Genomic DNA, 18,781 nt, shown 5'->3' on the forward strand with positions numbered 1-18,781 from the left:
AATAATCAAAATCTATTGTTTATTTTATAACAATCCATCTAAAAAAACAAGTATATATCTAGTCTCTTGTCTCAAAAACTACCAATTTTCCTGTGAAAATTTCCACTTTCGCTATCATTTCTGTTATTTCATTACTCTGACATATGCTCTCGCCCTGTCTAAGAGTATATCTGTCTAATGGATATTTCACTCCTGATAAAGAAAGCCCGGCTTCAGGTGTCATTGGTGCAAATGATAAATAATCACCAAACTGCTTATCTTTTCTTATTTCAAAACTTTTATCCGCAAGATATATCTTATTATTTTTATCATAAATAGCACATCTGATGCCTGCCTCAAGCGATTCATCCAAAACAAAAATGTTGGTAAATGCATGGTCATATCTTGTTCCCGTGGCACCAATAATTGCTATTTCATCCTCTGTACCGTCTTTTGACGTGTCCTGCAATTTTTTTATTTTTTCTATTGCCTTTTTCAGTGCAAGATGAGTGTCTGTGTAATCTTTTTCGCACGGATAAGTTATTGTCTTTGTGTTTCCATTATATTTTTCAAAAATTTTTTTATCAACCGAATCATAATCTCCCAGCAAAAGGTCTACTGTAAGTCCTAATTTATCTGCCATAACCAGTCCCGAATCAGCTGCTATGCAATAATCCGGCTCATAATCAGCCACCCATTTCCGCCCCCACATTTCATCTATGCTTCCACCGCTTATTATCAATATTTTCATAAAATACTCCTTTCTTATCTCATTAAAATATATATCTATTTATTTTTTTTATCAACCCTGACAAAAAATCCGCATTGTTCTTTTTTTTTTCACATTTTACTGATATAATTTATCCAACAAGAAAAGGGAAATTCATCTTTTCCCGGAACGGAGATAATATGGAAGAAAAAGAAGTAACTAACGAAAAAAATATTACAACAGACACACCTGATAATGAAAATATCATTGAGCAGCTCACAACAGGCAGCAATTATGAAAATTCTAACGAAAAGTATCAGGATAACCTGTCATCAGCAATAACATTTCTCGTATGTGGAATCGGCGGACTTATCGTTGTTTTATTAAATGACATCGGCATACTGAAATTTTTCACTTACAAAGGTGCATCAGGAATATTAACTAATGTTGTTTTAATTGGAATGTTCGTTGCTTTTATAGTTATTGCAGCCATTTCATTTAAGGCCGCAAAGAGTGCAAAGTCCAATATCAGCACAGAAGAAAAGACCAATTCCGAAATTCAGGACTGGCTCACATCCAACATAACCGCTGATATGATTGATGCATCATATGATGGTTCCCAAATGGCAGAAGAAATGAAATATTTCAGCAGAAGCAGCTACATAAAAAATGAAATCAACAAAAAATACCCTGATTTAAACGATGATATCGTCGATTCAATAGCCGATGAATATATTGAAAAAATCTTTTAAATTCATATAATTATTGCATTATTAATATTTAACAAAATACAAAAACCGTGCTTTGATAATATCCATCTGGATTAATCAAAGCACGGTTCTTTTAATTTAAAATAATTATTTTACTTGCTTAAAAATTCATCAATACCCTTTGCAGCTGCTTTACCAGCACCCATGGCAAGAATAACTGTAGCAGCACCTGTTACAGCATCGCCACCGGCATAAACGCCTTCTTTTGATGTCTGTCCATTCTCTTCTTCTGCCACAATACATTTTCTCTTATTAATTTCAAGACCTTTTGTTGTTGAACTGATAAGAGGATTAGGTGATGTACCAAGTGACATGATTACAGCATCAAGATCCATAACAAATTCTGAACCTTCAATTTCAACCGGTTTTCTTCTTCCTGATGCATCAGGTTCACCAAGTTCCATCTTTACACACTTAATGCCTTTAACCCATCCATTCTCATCTGCAAGAATCTCTGTAGGATTTGTAAGAAGATCAAATATAATACCTTCTTCTTTTGCATGATGTACTTCTTCTGCTCTTGCTGGAAGTTCAGCTTCACTTCTTCTATATACGACATGAACTTCTGCCCCAAGACGGAGTGCTGTTCTTGCTGCATCCATCGCAACATTACCGCCACCAACAACAGCCACTTTCTTAAATCTTGCAATTGGAGTATCATAGCTGTCATCAAAAGCTTTCATAAGATTGCTTCTTGTAAGATACTCATTTGCCGAAAATACACCATTGGCATTCTCACCAGGAATTCCCATAAATCTCGGAAGACCTGCACCAGAACCGATAAATACAGCATCAAATCCTTCTTCATCAAGAAGCTGGTCAACTGTCATTGACTTACCAATTACAACATTAGTTTCAATCTTTACACCAAGGCTCTTTACATTCTCAATCTCACTTGCAACAACTGTCTGCTTAGGAAGACGGAATTCAGGAATACCATATACAAGAACACCGCCAGCCTGATGAAGTGCTTCAAATATAGTAACATCATATCCGAGTTTAGCAAGATCTCCGGCACATGTAAGTCCGGAAGGACCTGAACCGATTACAGCAACTTTCTTGCCTTTCTTTTCTGTTGCAGGCTGTGGCTTGATATTATGTTCTCTTGCATAATCAGCAACAAATCTTTCAAGCTTACCAATTGAAATAGGTTCACCCTTAAAACCTCTTATACATTTGCCTTCGCACTGGCTTTCCTGTGGACATACACGGCCACAGACTGCTGGAAGTGCTGATGACTGACTTATTATCTTATATGCTTCTTCAATATTTCCTTCTTTTACCTCATGAACGAAACCAGGAATATTAATTGATACAGGACATCCTTTTATACACTGTGCATTCTTGCAATTAATGCATCTTGTTGCTTCTTCCTGTGCCTCTTCCATGTTATATCCCAAACATACTTCTTCAAAATTTTTATTTCTTACGTCAGGAGCCTGCTCTCTGACTGGAACTTTCTTTAAAACATCCATTCTGTATTAACCTCATTCCTTCACTTTATTTAGTTGCAGTGACCGCATCCGCCGTGATGTGTATCCCCTTCAGTAAGTGCAAGCATAGCTCTTCCTTCTTCAGTCTTATACATCTGCTGACGTTTCATAGCCTGATCAAAATCTACCTTATGTCCATCAAATTCAGGTCCGTCAACACATGCAAATTTAATTTCATCTCCAACCTGAAGACGGCATGCACCACACATACCTGTACCATCTACCATAATAGGATTCATACTTACAACAGTTGGAATACCAAGTTCCTTTGTAAGAAGACAGACAAACTTCATCATGATAAGTGGTCCTATAGCAACACAAAGATCGTATTTCTTTCCTTCATTATTTACAAGGTCTTTAAGTACATCTGTACCCATACCTTTTCTTACATAACTACCATCATCTGTTGTAACATACAGATTACCCGCAACTTCACGCATTGGCTCTTCAAGAATAAGCATATCTTTATTCTTTGCACCTATAATAACATCTGCATCCACACCATGCTCATGAAGCCATTTAACCTGTGGATATACAGGAGCTGTACCTACACCACCTGCTATGAATACTATCTTTTTTTTCTTTAACTCTTCAATATCTTCATGAACAAGCTCTGATGCACATCCAAGCGGTCCTACAAAGTCTTCAAAACAGTCTCCTTCTTTCAATTCTGCCATCTTTGTTGTTGATGCACCGATACTCTGGAAAACAATTGTAATTGTACCGGCTTCTCTGTTGTAATCACAGATTGTAAGAGGAATTCTCTCGCCCTTTTCATCCATTTTTACAATAACAAACTGACCAGGCTGACAATGTTTAGCAACTCTAGGTGCTAATACATCCATCAGATAAATTTTTTCAGCCAGCTTTTCAGCCTTTAAAATCTTATACATTTATGTACCCCTTTCAAAGTAATAGTAAAAATTTAATATTGAACGGCAGAGAGTGATCCATTGTTATCAGTTATAACATAACACTGTCCGTTATTTACTCCAACGCCGTAATATCCTTCTGTTTTTGTGCTGTTTCCAGAATTAACATCTAACCTTATATAGTACATCTTAGTGCCACTGATAGTTGTTGTATTCTGATATACCAGCTTGGCAGTTCCGCCACCGCCAACCATTGTTCCTGACTGACTTACTTTATTATTTGATACGAGACGTTTCATAAGAATACTTTCTGCCTCGTCCTTTGTATAGGTCTTCTCTTCCGAAACATTATAGCTTACTCTTGTAACAGGACTTGATAAATTATGTTTATTTATGACAATTACTGATACAACATAATTACCTGCTTTATCAAGAGTAATTCCACCTGAATACTGTGATGAATTAGCTGACGGAGTGCTTCCGTTTAAAGTATAATACGCCTTTTCGTCATCTGCAAGACCTTCAATAACAATTTTTGTTCCAACTTTTACATCAGATTCTGACGGATTAAGCACAGGTGCATCCGGTGCTTTCAATGATATAGAATACTTAAATTCTGCAACATCTGATGCAACGCCAATCGAATTAACTGCTATCGCCTTAACTGTAACATCATCTTTTTCAATTTTTATAGCTGATGAATACTTGCTGCTCTTTGTTGTCGGCTCACTTCCATCTGTTGTGTAATAAATTGTACATCCATCAGATGCCATAAGATTTATCTCTACAGAATCTTCAAAGCTTCCAGGATTTTCAGATGATGTTGGCTCATCTACCTTATAATCTGAAAGTAAGGCTTCATTCTTTGTTCCCTTATATTTTTTTATAAGCTCAGAAAGCTCTGTTCCCTTTTTCTCATCCTGATACAATTTAGCAAGAAGCGGAAGTGCCTTTTCATTCATCTTATCATACGAAAGTGCTGACTTTAACACTTCTATCGCTTTGTCATTCTGATTAACATGTACAAGTGCATCAGCAAGTTCATACATCATATCAGCATTCTTTTTTCCGTCGTTTGTATTATATGCTTTTGTAAGATATGTAACAGCATTATCATAATCCTGTGTATTGTAATACTGTGTACCCTTTTCAAGATTATATTTATATGACTTCTTATTTTTTGAATTCATATTAACTGCAATAACAATTATTATAATAACTACAAGTGCCGCTATTCCACAGGCTCCTGCAATTATAAGCTTGCTCTTTTTATCGAGTTCTTTTTTATTTTTTCCGTCTTCTGGACTTGTCTGATTTGACATAGTAACCGGATTATCTGAATTCATCTTATTAATTTTCTGCACTGTTTTACTTTCATCCAGATTTTCATCTTCATCCCAATCATTTTCATCATCTTCAATCTTTACAGACTTGATTGATGTTGTATTTTTTGATGCATTTCCAACATATGGTACATCTATCGTAAAATCAGATGTATCTTCAATAGTTTTTATATCCTGTTCATCATTAAGTTTTATAGCAGATGTCAAGCTTTTCACCTTGTCTTTGTCAACCATCTGCGTTGCTCCAAGATTAATATTTTCAGGCTCTTTCTTTATATCTTCTGCCTTTATTTTATCTTCTGAATATGCCGCTTTCGCAACATTAGTTTCTTCTTCTACAAGACGTTCCAATGAACGTGCAAGTTCATCATCAATATCAAAATTATCTTTATCGCTCATATCGGTGACTCCTGTTTAAAATTTTTAGCATTGTATATTGCAAAGTAATAATAATATACTACGTATTCATTAAAAAAACAAGTCATATAAAATTATATATACTCTCAATATTTTCAATATATAATTTGCTTTATATTTTCTTTTGATTTTTAATATTTCTTTAATTAAACGTACACACTTTGCTCACATTTTTTGCATATAATAATTAACAGATAGAGTTAATAATTCTATCTCCCCCTCATATTTTATATTTATACATTGAAACAGATGACACTATGCTTCCACATTTTGTCATCTGTTTCTTTTTATATAAGTATACAAATGCCGGACAGCTAAGATTAATTCTTAACTCTCCGGCATTTCTGTTAATTTTTATATTTTATTACTTAGGTATATTGGTAACTCTTACAGTACATGTCATAGTCTTATTATGCGTAACTGCTGTAACTGTAGTCGTACCAGCTTTTCTTGCGATAACCTGTCCGCTTGAACTTATTGTGCAAACTCTAGGATTACTGCTTCGCCATACTATTCTATCATCAGTATCTGTTCCAAGAACATCAAGCCAGTATGAATCATACTGCTCAAGTGTTATATATGACCTGCTAAGTCCCACAGCATGAACAGTACATGTTGATGATACACCATTTGCTGTACTCTCACATACAACATCAGCTGTACCTGGACCTACTGTTGTTATAACACCGTCATCATTAACAGTAACAATTCCAGTATCTGTTGAATACCATCCATATGAATCTGTATTTGTAGCCGGTCTTACTCTAACTGTAAGCTGTCTTGACTTACCTGTGAGCATATAAATCTCACTTGAATTAATCTTTATAGATGAAATATTTACAACCGGTGTTACATATACCCAGCAGACACCCTTAATATCATTACCATCTTTAGACGTTGCTGTAACTTTACATTTACCTGTACTTAATGCAAATATTTCACCAGCCTCATCAACTACAGCAATTGCTTCATTAGACGAAGTCCAGTCTACATCTTTTACTGATGCATCCTCAGGATAAATATTTGCTGTAACAATTGTTGAGTCACCCACAAGCAGATGTACTGTTGATGGTTCAACACTTATAGATGTTACCGGATTGACAACTCGTACAATACATGAATCAGACACACCACTGCCATCCGCTGCTGTTGCCGTTATAACTGCTGTACCCGGATTATAACCTATTATGTTACCTTTCTGGTCAACAGAACAAATATCATTATTTGATGATGACCACACTATATTCTTATTAGTTGCTGTAGAAGTCTCAACTGATGCGGTAAGCGTTCCGCTCGCACCAACATTAAGAAACTTATTATGTTCACTTAATGTAATCGAAGAAACGTACTCTTTTACTTCAATCGTACATGCAGCTGTAAGCTGACATTCTTCTGTTGTTACTTCAATAACACATGTACCACCTTTTAAAGCAGTAACAACGCCATGTTCATCTACTGTTGCAACTGTAGAATCACTTGAGAAATATGTTACATTCTTATTTTCTGCATCAGCCGGTTCAATTGTAGGTATTATTGCATATTTTGATCCAACCCACATAAGCTGGTAATCCGAATTAAGTGTAATACCGGTTACAGGCTGTGTTACCGTAACTACACAATATGCAGTTAGTCCAGTATCAACATTAGTTGCTATAATTGATGTAGTACCAGCACCTGTCGCTGTACATTTACCATCATTTTCAACCTTACAAACACTCTCATCACGACTTTCCCATGTTACAATCTTATTATCAGCATTTTCCGGAAGACATGTAGCATTAAGCCAGAATACCTGTCCTTTTCTTACCGTAATATCTGTTGTATTAAGCACAATCTGCGTTACAGGCTGTTTTACATAAATGTTACACATTGCTGTACTTCCACCGTCTACAGACTTACAAAGGATTGTACAACTACCTGTTCCTACTGCTTCAACAAGTCCATTTGAATCTACAATACACACATTAGTATTTGATGATTCCCAGTATACATTTTTATTAGATGCATCTACCGGCAACACTTCAGCTGTAATTCTAAGACGCTGCCCAAGCGACATTATCTCATCTGTATAATCAAGTTTAATCGATGTTACAGGAATACTTATAATAAAGTTACATGTTGCAATAAATGCACCATCTTCGGTCTTACAAACAATAGTTGCATATCCAGGCTTAACAAATGAAACAAGACCATTCTCATCTACTGTAATTATAGATGTATCAGATGATGTCCATGTTACATTTCTGTTTACGCCTTCTCCTGCCGGATTAACTGTGGCAACAAGCTGGAATTTACCAATTGCCATTGACGATTCAACCGTTGTTTCATTTAATGTAATTCCTGTTACAGGCTCTCTTACATAAACATCACAAGTTGCAACTTTAAGTCCATCTTCCGATATAACATTAATTGTGGCTGTACCACCTTTAACACCTGTGATTGTAGCTGTATAACTATCACCTTCAACCGTTGCTACATCAGGATTTGATGTACCCCAGAGAACTTTATTATTAGTCGGTCCTGCTGGATTAAATAAAAGCTGTACAGTTGTTGTTGAACCTCTGTCAACCGTTACTGATGAAGGATTAATTGTAATTTCCCCAACCGGAGTAGTTACATAGACAACACACGTCTCTGACTTCATAACGCCATTGATTGTCTGTGTTGCCGTAATCTTAACAGTACCTGATGCAACACCCTTCACAGTAAGGACTTTTCCATTCTGTGTAGTTGTTACAAGTGTTCCTGTAGGAGTTATACCATCGGCACCCGGCTGATTTTCAACCTTGAATGTTACAGGACTCTTTTTCAAGTCTTCATCTGTTACAAGAGCTGTCAAATCAAACGAATCACCAATATTAACAGTAGCACTTGTTGTACTGAGTCCAAATCCATCGATAACTACGAAATCATATTTCAACTGATATGGAAGACCATATACAGTATATAACTCATCCTGTGTTCTTGTTGCAATAATTGTAGCTTTTCCTGCTCCCATTGCCGTAACAAGACCTGTTGTTGCATCTACCTGAAGTACAGAGTTAGAAGTTGTAGACCATGTAACTTCAGATGGCTTTGCTGTTGTTGTAAGCTGTATCTGGTCACCTACATTAAGATTAGTTACATTATTACCCATTTTCTTAAACGGAACAACAACATTAATCTCATCTTTCGTAAGTGCAACCTCATTGCCAAGTGTATCCTGTGAATATATACCTGCCGATACTCTTGACACACCTGCATGGACACCAAGAAGGCTTCCTGCCGTATATGTGCAGACATCTTTATCATCACTTCTGAATGTTACTCCCGAAGTTGCAGGATACATAATATTAGAAGGAACTTCTTCCTGCATGAAGTCTTTATATTCTGTTGTATCAAGAACCATATATCTCTTTACACCATTTGAAGGAGTGGTTGAAGATGTCTGTATAAAATGGTTCTGAGCGTTTGCATTGCCCTGTCCATCAAGGAAATGAATCTTACCTGTCACTTTAAATATCTTAACAAGTGCATCTTCCTTTTCCGGATTATCAGTTGTTCGTACATAAACAGTTGTCGTACCACCACCAACTACTTCAAGTGTTGCCGTACTTCCTGTACTCTGTACAAGTTTTACTACGCCATCTGATGAAACAGTTCCTGTCTTATCATTAGATGTCTCTATAACAATCCTGTTTGCATCACTTGCATTAGTTGTTATATAAAGCTGTGAACCAACTTCAAGATAATTCGGAATCGACTCGCTTCCATTATATGTAACTGTAACAGAAAGCGGAACAGTAACAGTTGCTTTTCTTGTATCAAGAAGTTCTCTTGAACCAACAATCTCATTATTATCCTCATCAAACTTCTTAGTATAATAATTAGCTGTTATTGTAGCTTTTCCTGCAAAATTCCCGTGAATTACAGGTGTAAGTCCTGTAACTGAATCCATATAAACCGGATTATCTTCTGTTCCTGTTGCAAAATCAGCTATCTGTGAATTAGATGTAGACCACTCAAGTCTTTCCGGAACCGGCACCGACTCCTGTGCATTCTCATCCGTTCCTGACAAACTTGCATACAACGTCTTTGAGGTCTTTCCTTTATAAACCGTAAGTCCGCCGACACTCATCGTTATCTTGACATTAGAGCTGGCTGCTACATACATACCGACTCCGCCGAAAACAATAAGAGCAAGCATGGCTGCAATAAATATTTTCCAGCCTTTCCTAAGTTTCCTTATCTGTTTCAACTTCTCCATATATAATTCCTCCAAACATACAACATGGTATACTCTTTCAGTATCGTCATATCTTTTATATAATATTAATCTATTTTAACAATTTTTTCAATGTTTAAAGGAATATTTTTTCAAGTTATTTACTTTTTTTATTAAAAAGTCCAAATAAATTTCTCACAAGAGGACCTGCAATGAATATCTGCCAGAAAAATGCGACTGGAAAATTCATAAATGTTTTCTGAATCCATACTGCTATCAGCTGATTACCTGCATGTGCAAATAAAAGAGTTGCAATAAAGCTCATTATCGGACACATTATACACACTATCATAGAAGAAATGGCAAGTGTGATAAAAATCGGTCTGTCCTGTGGCGTCACAATTCTGAATGCAAGTTTTGTGGCAAATTTTTCGACAATAAAAAATTCAAGAACAAATGCAACAGGAAGCATAATTACTATTTCATGAAATGCTATGAGAAATATTTCATTGCTCATACCACCTTTATCGAGTGCTATATTATAGCACACAAGAGCATAGACCATGACAAACGCCATGACAATCGTGAATAAAACATTTTGTAACTTTGATTTTGGCATAATTAAAATCTCCTTATTCTTTAATATAAAAAATAAATGAAATGTGTGTTGTTCGTTATCAGCCGCATGTTATCAGCATGTGTCGTTTCCAATTTTAATAAAACCAAAATCCTTTATTTTTTTGTGCGTCAATTATAATATCATATGTATATACTTCCGCATAAGCATTTTATTAGTATATATATTCCTGTCTATCCATAAAATGAGCTGCCACAGCATGCAATCTTATTGAAATCAAAGTATGACTTTAAGTTGCCTGCATTGCAGAATTCCTACCGCATTTTTAATCAGGATTGCGAAATTGTTTCACAATTACCTAAAAACATTTATTATATAATATAATAGAATCCGCATTTTTCTTTGTCAATTAATAAAATTTTTAATTAATGTTATAGATTAAATTCAATTTATATGATAAAATACTTTAGTAATAAATTAATTTTTGGAGGTATCTAAAAAATGAAATTAAATTTAAGACCAGCTGAAGAGTGTACTTTTGACGCTGTATCATTAGGTGAAGTAATGCTTCGTCTTGATCCGGGCGAAGGAAGAATCCGTACAGCAAGAAGCTTTAGAGCATGGGAAGGTGGCGGAGAATACAATGTTATCCGTGGTCTTCACAAATGTTTCGGTATGAGAACAGCTGTTATCACGGCTTTTGCTGATAACGAAGTAGGTCTTCTTATGAAGGACTTCATCGAACAGGGTGGCGTTGATACATCACTTATCTGCTGGAAAAAGACTGACGGTATCGGTCGTCTTTGCAGAAACGGTCTCAACTTCACAGAGAGAGGTTTCGGTATCCGTGGTGCCAAGGGTTGTTCTGACAGAGCTAACACAGCTATTTCTCAGGCTACTCCAGATGATTTCGATTTTGATTACATCTTCAAGAACAAGAGCGATGGTGGTTTAGGTGTTCGTTGGTTACATACAGGCGGTATTTACGCTGCTCTTTCTGAACAGGCTTGTGAAACAGTTATCGCAGCTTGTAAAGCAGCTAAGAAGTACGGTACAATCGTATCTTACGACCTTAACTACAGACCATCTATGTGGGAAGCTATCGGCGGTTTAGCTAAGGCTCAGGAAGTTAACAAGGAAGTTGCCAAGTACGTAGACGTTATGATTGGTAACGAAGAAGACTTCACAGCTTGCCTTGGTTTTGAAATCGAAGGTAACGACGAAAACCTCAAGACTCTTAACCTTGATGGTTACAAGAAGATGATTAACGAAGCTGCTGCTACATACCCTAACTTCAAGGCTGTTGCAACAACACTTCGTCAGGTTAAGACAGCTACAGTTAACGACTGGTCAGCAATCTGCTGGGCTGATGGTGAAATCTACAAGGCTGCTCAGTATGATGGTCTTGAGATCATGGATAGAGTTGGTGGCGGTGATTCATTCGCTTCAGGTCTTGTATATGGTCTTATGACATTTGAAGATGCTGAGAAGGCTGTTAACTACGGTGCTGCTCATGGTGCATTAGCTATGACTACTCCTGGTGATACAACAATGGCTTCTCTTAAGGAAGTTGAAGGTATCGTTGGTGGTGCCGGTGCCAGAGTTCAGAGATAATCTGATTCATTAATTTAAGATTCATCCAAGATGGGCGGTGCCTTACAGCACCGCCCTTTTTCTTTTGTACATTTGCAATAAAAATAGACAGCATTAAAATTTCAATTTCAGAATTCCCTTTTTATTCTACCCCCGATATTTTTTGTCAAGTGCCACATTGCAAAAAAAGCCTGCCAAAAGCATCTTTATGATACATTTGGCAGGCTTTTATAAACCTGAAATTATTAAAATTCTTCTATAAAACTATAACCAACATCTTAGAAAAATATCATTATAGCAAGCAATTATAATGTTACACCCTGCTTAAAAATTGCTAAATCATGGAAACCTGCAATTTCAGCTTTAACTTTCTTTCCTGAAGCAACATCAAGCACAAGCTGGAAAAGTTCTTTTGCAGCATCTTCAAGTGGAAGGTCATCTGTAACAATTCTACCTGCATTAAAATCAATCCAATTAGATTTATTTCCTGCAAGTCTTGAATTTGTTGCAATCTTAACAGTAGGAACCGGTGATGCAAATGGTGTTCCTCTACCAGTTGTGAAAAGAACCATCTGTGCACCTGATGCTGCACAGGCTGTAGCTGCAACAAGATCATTTCCCGGTGCACTGAGAAGATTAAGCCCCTTAGTATTAACAGGTTCTGCATATGCAAGAACACCCTTTACAAGAGATGAACCTGACTTCTGAGTACATCCAAGTGATTTATCTTCAAGAGTTGTGATACCGCCATCCTTATTTCCTGGAGATGGATTTTCATAAATCTCCTGTCCATTTTTAATAAAGTATTCCTTGAAATCATTGATAAGGTGAACTGTCTTCTCAAAAAGTTCCTTGTTGGCACATCTGTTCATAAGAATTGTCTCTGCACCAAACATTTCAGGTACTTCTGTGAGAATAGTTGTACCACCCTTAGATACAAGCATATCAGAGAAAAGACCTACTGTAGGATTAGCTGTGATACCTGACAATCCATCAGAACCACCGCACTTCATACCAATAATAAGTTCTTTTGCATTAACTTTTTCACGTTTGAAGTTGGCAGCATAAGCCATAAGCTCATTCATAAGCTTCTCTGCTTCTTCCTGCTCATTTTCAACATCCTGAACCTGTAAAAACTTAACTCTGTCCGGATTTACTTCACCTATATAATCCTTGAGAACTTCTATACGGCTGTTTTCACATCCGAGACCGAGTACAAGCACTGCACCTGCATTTGGGTGATTGATAAGGTCAGCAAGAATCTTTCTTGTATTCTCCTGGTCTTCTGTTGTCTGAGAACAGCCATAAGGATGTGTAAATGCAACTACTTCATCTACGCCTTCAGGCTTATTTGCTCTTGCTGTTGCTTCAATTGCTCTTGCGATTGAATTAACGCAGCCTACTGTAGGAACAATCCATACTTCATTACGAACGCCAACTTTGCCATTCTCTCTCATATAGCCTTCAAAATAAGCTGGTTCTGTTGGCTCTACATCTTTATGTCCTTCAGGCTCATAAGTATAATCAAGTAATTCACCAAGACCTGTCTTTAAATTATGAGTATGAACCCATGCTCCAACAGGAATGTCAGCCTGTGCAAATCCAATTCTGAAACCATATTTAACAACCGGTTCACCCTTCTTGATAGCTTTAATTACAAATTTGTGTCCCTGTGGAATATCTTCTACAGTTGTCACATCAATTCCTGCAACATTAAGAGTAGTGCCTTTTGCAATAGGCTTTAATGCTACAGCAACATTATCATCTTTATTAATTTTAATAAAATCCTGCATCTAATCCTCCTTGTTTTGCGAAGCAAAATTCGACTGCCCTTGCAGGAGCAGATGATTTGCCTCCTTGTTTTGCTCCACTATTTTAATATTAAATAAGAGCGGATGAATATAAAAACATCCGCTCTGTAACATCAAAAAGAGCTATTAATTAATCATCAAGAGCTAAATCGTTAACAACTGCTCTCATGCCTCTTTCTCTGATATCTGTGATGTATTCAGTAATAACTTCTTCAAGATCAAGGACCTTAGAAAGATCTTCACCACCAAAGAACTTAGTATTACTTAAATAAGCATGTGTAAATTCCTTAGGTGACTTACCTGAATTATCTCTGAAGAAATCAAGAACTGCCTTATCATCAGTGATATTGTACTCTTCACCATTTCTGTTACCCTTTAATACAATACCGCCATTAAACTCAGCTTCTGTCTGTGATGTATAGAAGCTCATGAGTGCTGCAATAGAGAATGTAAGGTACTTAGGAAGCTTGTTAAATTTCTTAACATAACCTAAGAATGAAGGTAAACATCTTGCTTCCCACTTAGATACTGAGTTAAGTGAAATGCTTAATAATCTATGATCTACGAATGGGTTAAGGAATCTGTCAATAACAGCCTTAGCGAACTCTTCGCAATCTTCCTTTGAAAGTGAAAGTGTAGGAATTACTTCGTTGTAAAGTGTCTCTTCCATATACTTTCTGATTACAGGATCCTTCATAGAATTCTCTACGTTATCATTGCCGGCAAGGAATGAAGCCAATACAAATGATGTATGAGAACCGTTAAGGATTCTAACCTTTCTTTCCTTATATGGATGATGATCCTTTGTAAATACTACATTAAGACCAGCTTCTTTAAATGGAAGCTCTTTTTCAAGCTGTTCAAGTGGAAGATTTGAATCACTCTCTACAACCCAGAGACCGAATACTTCAGCTCTGTCGATAAGCTGATCTTCATATCCCCATTCTTCGCAAAGCTTAGCTGCATCTTCTCTTGGGTAACCAGGAACAATTCTATCAACAAGTGTTGGGCAGAATGAACAATATTTGTTAACCCAGTCTTTGAAACCATCTTCAAGACCCCAAAGTTCGATAAACTTCATGATGCACTTCTTTAATTCAATACCATTATCAGCAATAAGTTCACATGGAAGTAAAATAAGTCCCTTATCAGCTGCACCATTGAACTTCTGATATCTCTTGTAAAGGAGCTGTGTAAGCTTACCTGGATATGTCTTAGGAGGACGTGCATTAGGATCGTTATCCGTCTCATCATAAACGATACCAGCCTCTGTTGTATTAGAAACGATAAATCTAAGAGTCTCACTTGTGCCATACTCAATATATTTATCATAATCTTCAATAGCTGCTACAGCATCAACAACAGATGTGATCTGACGTGTGATTTCCTTAGGCTGTCCATCAACAAAACCTCTTAACTGAAGTGTGTACTGGCATTCCTGATCATGGAATCTTTCAAGTGTTCCGAACTCGATAGGCTTAACGATTACAACACCACCGTTAAAATCTGTCTTTTCGTTAGTAACATCAAAAATGTAATCAACGAATGCTCTGAGGAAATTACCTTCACCAAACTGCATAACCTTTACAGGTCTGTCAACTGCATGTGTAATACTCTTGTTTAATCTTTGCATCATTAATCTCCTTTTTATTTAGGGCAATACCCTTTTTTTACTTAAAACAAGTTGAGATAAGTACCTTACGGTACCATGTCATAAAATAAACATATGACATCTTGTGAGTTTGTAAGTGCATTATGTAAGTGCTTACATTCCTTAAAATAACCTTATTGGCTACCAAAGTCAATATATTTTTACATAAAAATTAAAAATTTAACAATGCACTTGTTTTTATTATCATACCATTGTATAATGATTTTATCAATATGTAAGTGCTTACATTTACGTATTTTTATATTTTGGAGGACTAAATTAACCCTATGAATATTTATGACGTATCAAAAAAAGCAGGCGTTTCCATTGCCACTGTTTCAAGAGTATTAAATGGCAATCACAATGTCAGTGAAAAAACACGCAGCAAAGTTATTTCTGCAATGAAAGAACTTGATTATACGCCTAATATATTTGCAAGGGGACTTGGTCTTAACACAATGAAAACAATAGGAATAATGTGTACTGATTCTTCTGATACATATCTTGCCAATGCAGTTTATTATGTTGAGCAGAAGTTAAGAAGTTTTGGATATGATGCACTGCTCTGCTGTACAGGCAATGACTATATTAACAAAAAAAAATATATGTCACTTCTTTTAAGCAAACGCGTTGACGGAATTATTCTTATTGGTTCACAATTTGTAAATAACAGTCCCGGCTCGGATAACTCGTACATAATTGATGCTTCTTCTGAAATACCGATTATTCTTGTGAATGGTTATCTTGCCGGTGATAATATTTACTGTGTAATGTGCAATGACCATGATGCTGTATACAACGCTGCATCCGACATGATTAAAGCCGGCCACCGTGACTTTGTATACCTTTATACAAGCACCTCTTTCAGCGGAATGAACAAGCTTCGTGGATTTAAAGATGCAATGGACGAAGCAGGCATACATATTGATAAAGACAGATTTCATCTATGTACAAAAAGCATTTCAAAATCAAATGATTATTTATCTTTTATTTATGAAAAAAATGTACCATTTGATGCAATACTCACATCCGATGACTCACTTGCCGTCGGTGCTGTAAAATTTGCATATAAGCATGGTATTAAAGTACCTGATGAGCTGGAAATTGTCGGATATAACAATTCGGTACTTGCAAATTGCACCGAACCGGAGTTATCATCTATTGACAGTAAGGTTGAACAGTTATCTTCCAATGCTGTTGACCTTCTTATGGAGGTTTTAGGTGGAGGCAGTGTTTCTAATATTAATACTGTCACTGCTGATTTAATAAAACGCCAAACAACAAAATTTTAATTTTAGGAGGAAAGACCATGAAACAATTTATGGACAAAGACTTTTTACTCTCAACACCAACTGCACAGCATTTATTCCATGATTACGCAGACCAGATGCCAATCGTTGACTATCACTGCCACATCAACCCTAAAGAAATCGCTGAAGACAGAAAGTTTGAAAACATCACACAGGTATGGCTCGGCGGCGACCATTATAAATGGCGTCAGATGAGAACTAATGGTGTTGATGAAAAGTACATCACAGGCGATGCTTCTGACAGAGAAAAATTCCAGAAGTGGGCTGAAACTCTTGAAATGGCTATAGGTAATCCTCTCTACCATTGGAGTCACCTTGAATTACAGAGATATTTCGGTTACACAGGTATCTTAAACGGTGATACAGCTGAGGAAGTATGGAATCTTTGTAATGCTAAGCTTCAGGAAGATTCTATGTCAGTAAGAAACTTAATCAAACAGTCAAATGTTAAGTTAATCTGTACAACAGATGATCCTGTTGACTCACTTGAATGGCATAAGGTTCTTGCTGAAGACAAAACTTTTGATGTTAAAGTTCTTCCGGCATGGAGACCTGACAAGCCTATGAACCTTGAAAAGCCTGAATACCTCGACTATTTAAAGACATTATCAGATGTAAGCGGAATTGAAGTTAAGTCATTTGCTACATTAATTGATGCTTTAAAGAACAGAATGGAATTCTTCGCTTCTATGGGATGTTCAGTTTCTGACCACGCTCTTGAGTATGTAATGTACAAGCCATATACAGATGCTGAAATCGAAGCTATCTTCGCTAAGAGACTTTCTGGCGAACAGGTTACAGTTGAAGAAATGAACAAGTTCAAGACTGCATTCATGGTTTCTGTAGGTAAGGAGTACAACCGCCTTAACTGGGTAATGCAGATTCACTATGGTACAATCCGTGATAACAACGTATTAAGATACAACCAGCTCGGTCCTGATACAGGATATGACTGCATCAACACTTATGACTGCTCAGCTGAAATGGCTCAGTTCTTAAATGCATTAAACAGCACAGACGAACTTCCAAAGACAATCATCTACTCTCTTAACCCTTCAGTAAACGCAGCTATCGGTACTGTTATTGGATGTTTCCAGGATTCTAAGGCAGTAGGTAAGATTCAGCAGGGTTCTGCATGGTGGTTCAATGACCATAAAGTTGGTATGACAAACCAGATGACAAGTCTTGCTAATTTAAGTCTTTTAGGCAACTTCATCGGTATGCTTACAGACTCAAGAAGCTTCCTTTCATATACAAGACATGAATATTTCAGAAGAATCATGTGTGAATTAATCGGCGGATGGGTTGAAAATGGCGAATATCCAAACGATGAAAAAGCATTAAAGAAGATTGTTGAAGGTATTTCATACAACAATGCTGTAAGATATTTCGGATTTGATTTATAAGATATATTTATAGCTATCTAAAATAAAAAACGGATTTTGAGTATCAATGTTATGCACACATCTCAAAATCCGTTTTTTTATTTTCTTTTTTATTTTCTTATATGAAGTTTTGTATTACCATCCAGCTTACTCGTAGTTTCCTGTCTTCCAAACCGACGATGTTTCTCATCTTCTCTTCCAATACTGTGCATGCGTCCTGCCATATCCGGTTTATTATGAGGTTTTTCTCCCAAATCAGGCGACCACATTGCCTGTCCGATATTCTTTGCAATCTTCATCATACATTCCGGACAGTAACGTCCGTATCTTATATCAGTTCCACATCTCTGACACTTAATATATACATCTGAGCCATCTGGTATCTCAACACGTCCCTGTTTTAAAAATCCATCAATAACATCAAGGCTTACGCCTGTTGCGTCAGCTATGACAATTGCAGGCTGTGGACCATTTGTATCAAGAAAATCTCTAACCTTTCCAAAATCTGTAGGCTCTTTTCTGCCACATCCGGGGCATTCATACATTTCTCCGTATACATATTTCATATTGTTACCGCAAAAAGGGCATATTTTTGCTTTTTCAAACTTAACCTCTTTGCGTTTTTTCATCTTTTCCATACTATCTAAATGCTTTGAATCCATCTTAT

General features: G+C 36.5%; 13 protein-coding genes. 4 read left to right on the forward strand and 9 right to left on the reverse strand.

What is annotated here, in order from left to right; all coding sequences use genetic code 11:
* Positions 1-58: 58 nt before the first annotated feature.
* Entirely contained in the window at positions 59-730 is a 672-nt protein-coding gene (locus H8S01_RS02875; RefSeq protein ID WP_186836113.1) for a thiamine diphosphokinase, read from the reverse strand.
* A 158-nt stretch (positions 731-888) separates the two neighbouring features.
* On the opposite strand from H8S01_RS02875, the gene H8S01_RS02880 reads away from it, so the two are divergent.
* The gene (locus tag H8S01_RS02880) at positions 889-1,440 is read left to right on the forward strand and encodes a hypothetical protein (protein ID WP_186836114.1); all 552 of its coding nucleotides are present in this window, start codon (positions 889-891) and stop codon (positions 1,438-1,440) included.
* 110 nt (positions 1,441-1,550) lie between these two features.
* On the opposite strand, the gene gltA is transcribed toward H8S01_RS02880, so the two are convergent.
* From gltA to H8S01_RS02905, 5 genes are all read right to left on the reverse strand, one after another.
* Complete coding sequence (gene gltA / locus H8S01_RS02885; protein WP_021865367.1) at positions 1,551-2,933, reverse strand: NADPH-dependent glutamate synthase; 1,383 nt, start codon at positions 2,931-2,933, stop codon at positions 1,551-1,553.
* Positions 2,934-2,962: 29 nt separating this feature from the next.
* Complete coding sequence (locus tag H8S01_RS02890) at positions 2,963-3,844, reverse strand: sulfide/dihydroorotate dehydrogenase-like FAD/NAD-binding protein (protein ID WP_186836115.1); 882 nt, start codon at positions 3,842-3,844, stop codon at positions 2,963-2,965.
* Between the two features lie 32 nt (positions 3,845-3,876).
* Positions 3,877-5,565 (reverse strand): chitobiase/beta-hexosaminidase C-terminal domain-containing protein, encoded by a 1,689-nt coding sequence (locus H8S01_RS02895; RefSeq protein WP_186836116.1) that lies wholly within the window; start codon positions 5,563-5,565, stop codon positions 3,877-3,879.
* 382 nt (positions 5,566-5,947) lie between these two features.
* A complete protein-coding gene (locus H8S01_RS02900) occupies positions 5,948-9,829 on the reverse strand; it encodes an Ig-like domain-containing protein (protein ID WP_186836117.1) in 3,882 nt (1,293 codons plus the stop codon).
* Positions 9,830-9,944: 115 nt separating this feature from the next.
* Positions 9,945-10,406, reverse strand: a complete 462-nt coding sequence (locus tag H8S01_RS02905) for a DUF2798 domain-containing protein (protein WP_021865371.1) — start codon at positions 10,404-10,406, stop codon at positions 9,945-9,947.
* A 459-nt stretch (positions 10,407-10,865) separates the two neighbouring features.
* Between H8S01_RS02905 and H8S01_RS02910 the strand changes: the two genes are divergently transcribed.
* Positions 10,866-11,978, forward strand: coding sequence for a sugar kinase (locus tag H8S01_RS02910; protein WP_186836118.1), 1,113 nt, complete (start codon positions 10,866-10,868; stop codon positions 11,976-11,978).
* Positions 11,979-12,262: 284 nt separating this feature from the next.
* Here the strand turns inward: H8S01_RS02910 and H8S01_RS02915 are convergent, their stop codons facing one another.
* Positions 12,263-13,750: a UxaA family hydrolase gene (locus H8S01_RS02915; protein WP_186836119.1), complete on the reverse strand. Its 1,488-nt coding sequence runs from the start codon at positions 13,748-13,750 to the stop codon at positions 12,263-12,265.
* Positions 13,751-13,898: 148 nt separating this feature from the next.
* Positions 13,899-15,401: a tagaturonate reductase gene (locus tag H8S01_RS02920; RefSeq protein ID WP_186836120.1), complete on the reverse strand. Its 1,503-nt coding sequence runs from the start codon at positions 15,399-15,401 to the stop codon at positions 13,899-13,901.
* A 305-nt stretch (positions 15,402-15,706) separates the two neighbouring features.
* Between H8S01_RS02920 and H8S01_RS02925 the strand changes: the two genes are divergently transcribed.
* Positions 15,707-16,711, forward strand: coding sequence for a LacI family DNA-binding transcriptional regulator (locus H8S01_RS02925; RefSeq protein ID WP_021866426.1), 1,005 nt, complete (start codon positions 15,707-15,709; stop codon positions 16,709-16,711).
* Between the two features lie 17 nt (positions 16,712-16,728).
* Positions 16,729-18,135 (forward strand): glucuronate isomerase, encoded by a 1,407-nt coding sequence (gene uxaC, locus H8S01_RS02930; protein WP_186836121.1) that lies wholly within the window; start codon positions 16,729-16,731, stop codon positions 18,133-18,135.
* Between the two features lie 89 nt (positions 18,136-18,224).
* Here uxaC and H8S01_RS02935 read toward each other — a convergent pair whose 3' ends face one another.
* Complete coding sequence (locus tag H8S01_RS02935; RefSeq protein WP_021866428.1) at positions 18,225-18,776, reverse strand: hypothetical protein; 552 nt, start codon at positions 18,774-18,776, stop codon at positions 18,225-18,227.
* Between the last annotated feature and the right edge of the window lie 5 nt (positions 18,777-18,781).

The organism is Lachnospira hominis (ex Liu et al. 2021) (assembly GCF_014287955.1).
Classification (GTDB): Bacteria; Bacillota; Clostridia; order Lachnospirales; family Lachnospiraceae; genus Lachnospira; species Lachnospira hominis.

Coding starts and splice junctions, on each gene's coding strand:
- H8S01_RS02900 (WP_186836117.1), bottom strand. CDS start 9,829: ATGGAGAAGTTGAAACAGATAAGGAAACTTAGGAAAGGCTGGAAAATA.
- H8S01_RS02905 (WP_021865371.1), bottom strand. CDS start 10,406: ATGCCAAAATCAAAGTTACAAAATGTTTTATTCACGATTGTCATGGCG.
- H8S01_RS02880 (WP_186836114.1), top strand. CDS start 889: ATGGAAGAAAAAGAAGTAACTAACGAAAAAAATATTACAACAGACACA.
- H8S01_RS02925 (WP_021866426.1), top strand. CDS start 15,707: ATGAATATTTATGACGTATCAAAAAAAGCAGGCGTTTCCATTGCCACT.
- H8S01_RS02935 (WP_021866428.1), bottom strand. CDS start 18,776: ATGGATTCAAAGCATTTAGATAGTATGGAAAAGATGAAAAAACGCAAA.
- H8S01_RS02890 (WP_186836115.1), bottom strand. CDS start 3,844: ATGTATAAGATTTTAAAGGCTGAAAAGCTGGCTGAAAAAATTTATCTG.
- H8S01_RS02910 (WP_186836118.1), top strand. CDS start 10,866: ATGAAATTAAATTTAAGACCAGCTGAAGAGTGTACTTTTGACGCTGTA.
- uxaC (WP_186836121.1), top strand. CDS start 16,729: ATGAAACAATTTATGGACAAAGACTTTTTACTCTCAACACCAACTGCA.
- H8S01_RS02875 (WP_186836113.1), bottom strand. CDS start 730: ATGAAAATATTGATAATAAGCGGTGGAAGCATAGATGAAATGTGGGGG.
- gltA (WP_021865367.1), bottom strand. CDS start 2,933: ATGGATGTTTTAAAGAAAGTTCCAGTCAGAGAGCAGGCTCCTGACGTA.
- H8S01_RS02895 (WP_186836116.1), bottom strand. CDS start 5,565: ATGAGCGATAAAGATAATTTTGATATTGATGATGAACTTGCACGTTCA.
- H8S01_RS02920 (WP_186836120.1), bottom strand. CDS start 15,401: ATGCAAAGATTAAACAAGAGTATTACACATGCAGTTGACAGACCTGTA.
- H8S01_RS02915 (WP_186836119.1), bottom strand. CDS start 13,750: ATGCAGGATTTTATTAAAATTAATAAAGATGATAATGTTGCTGTAGCA.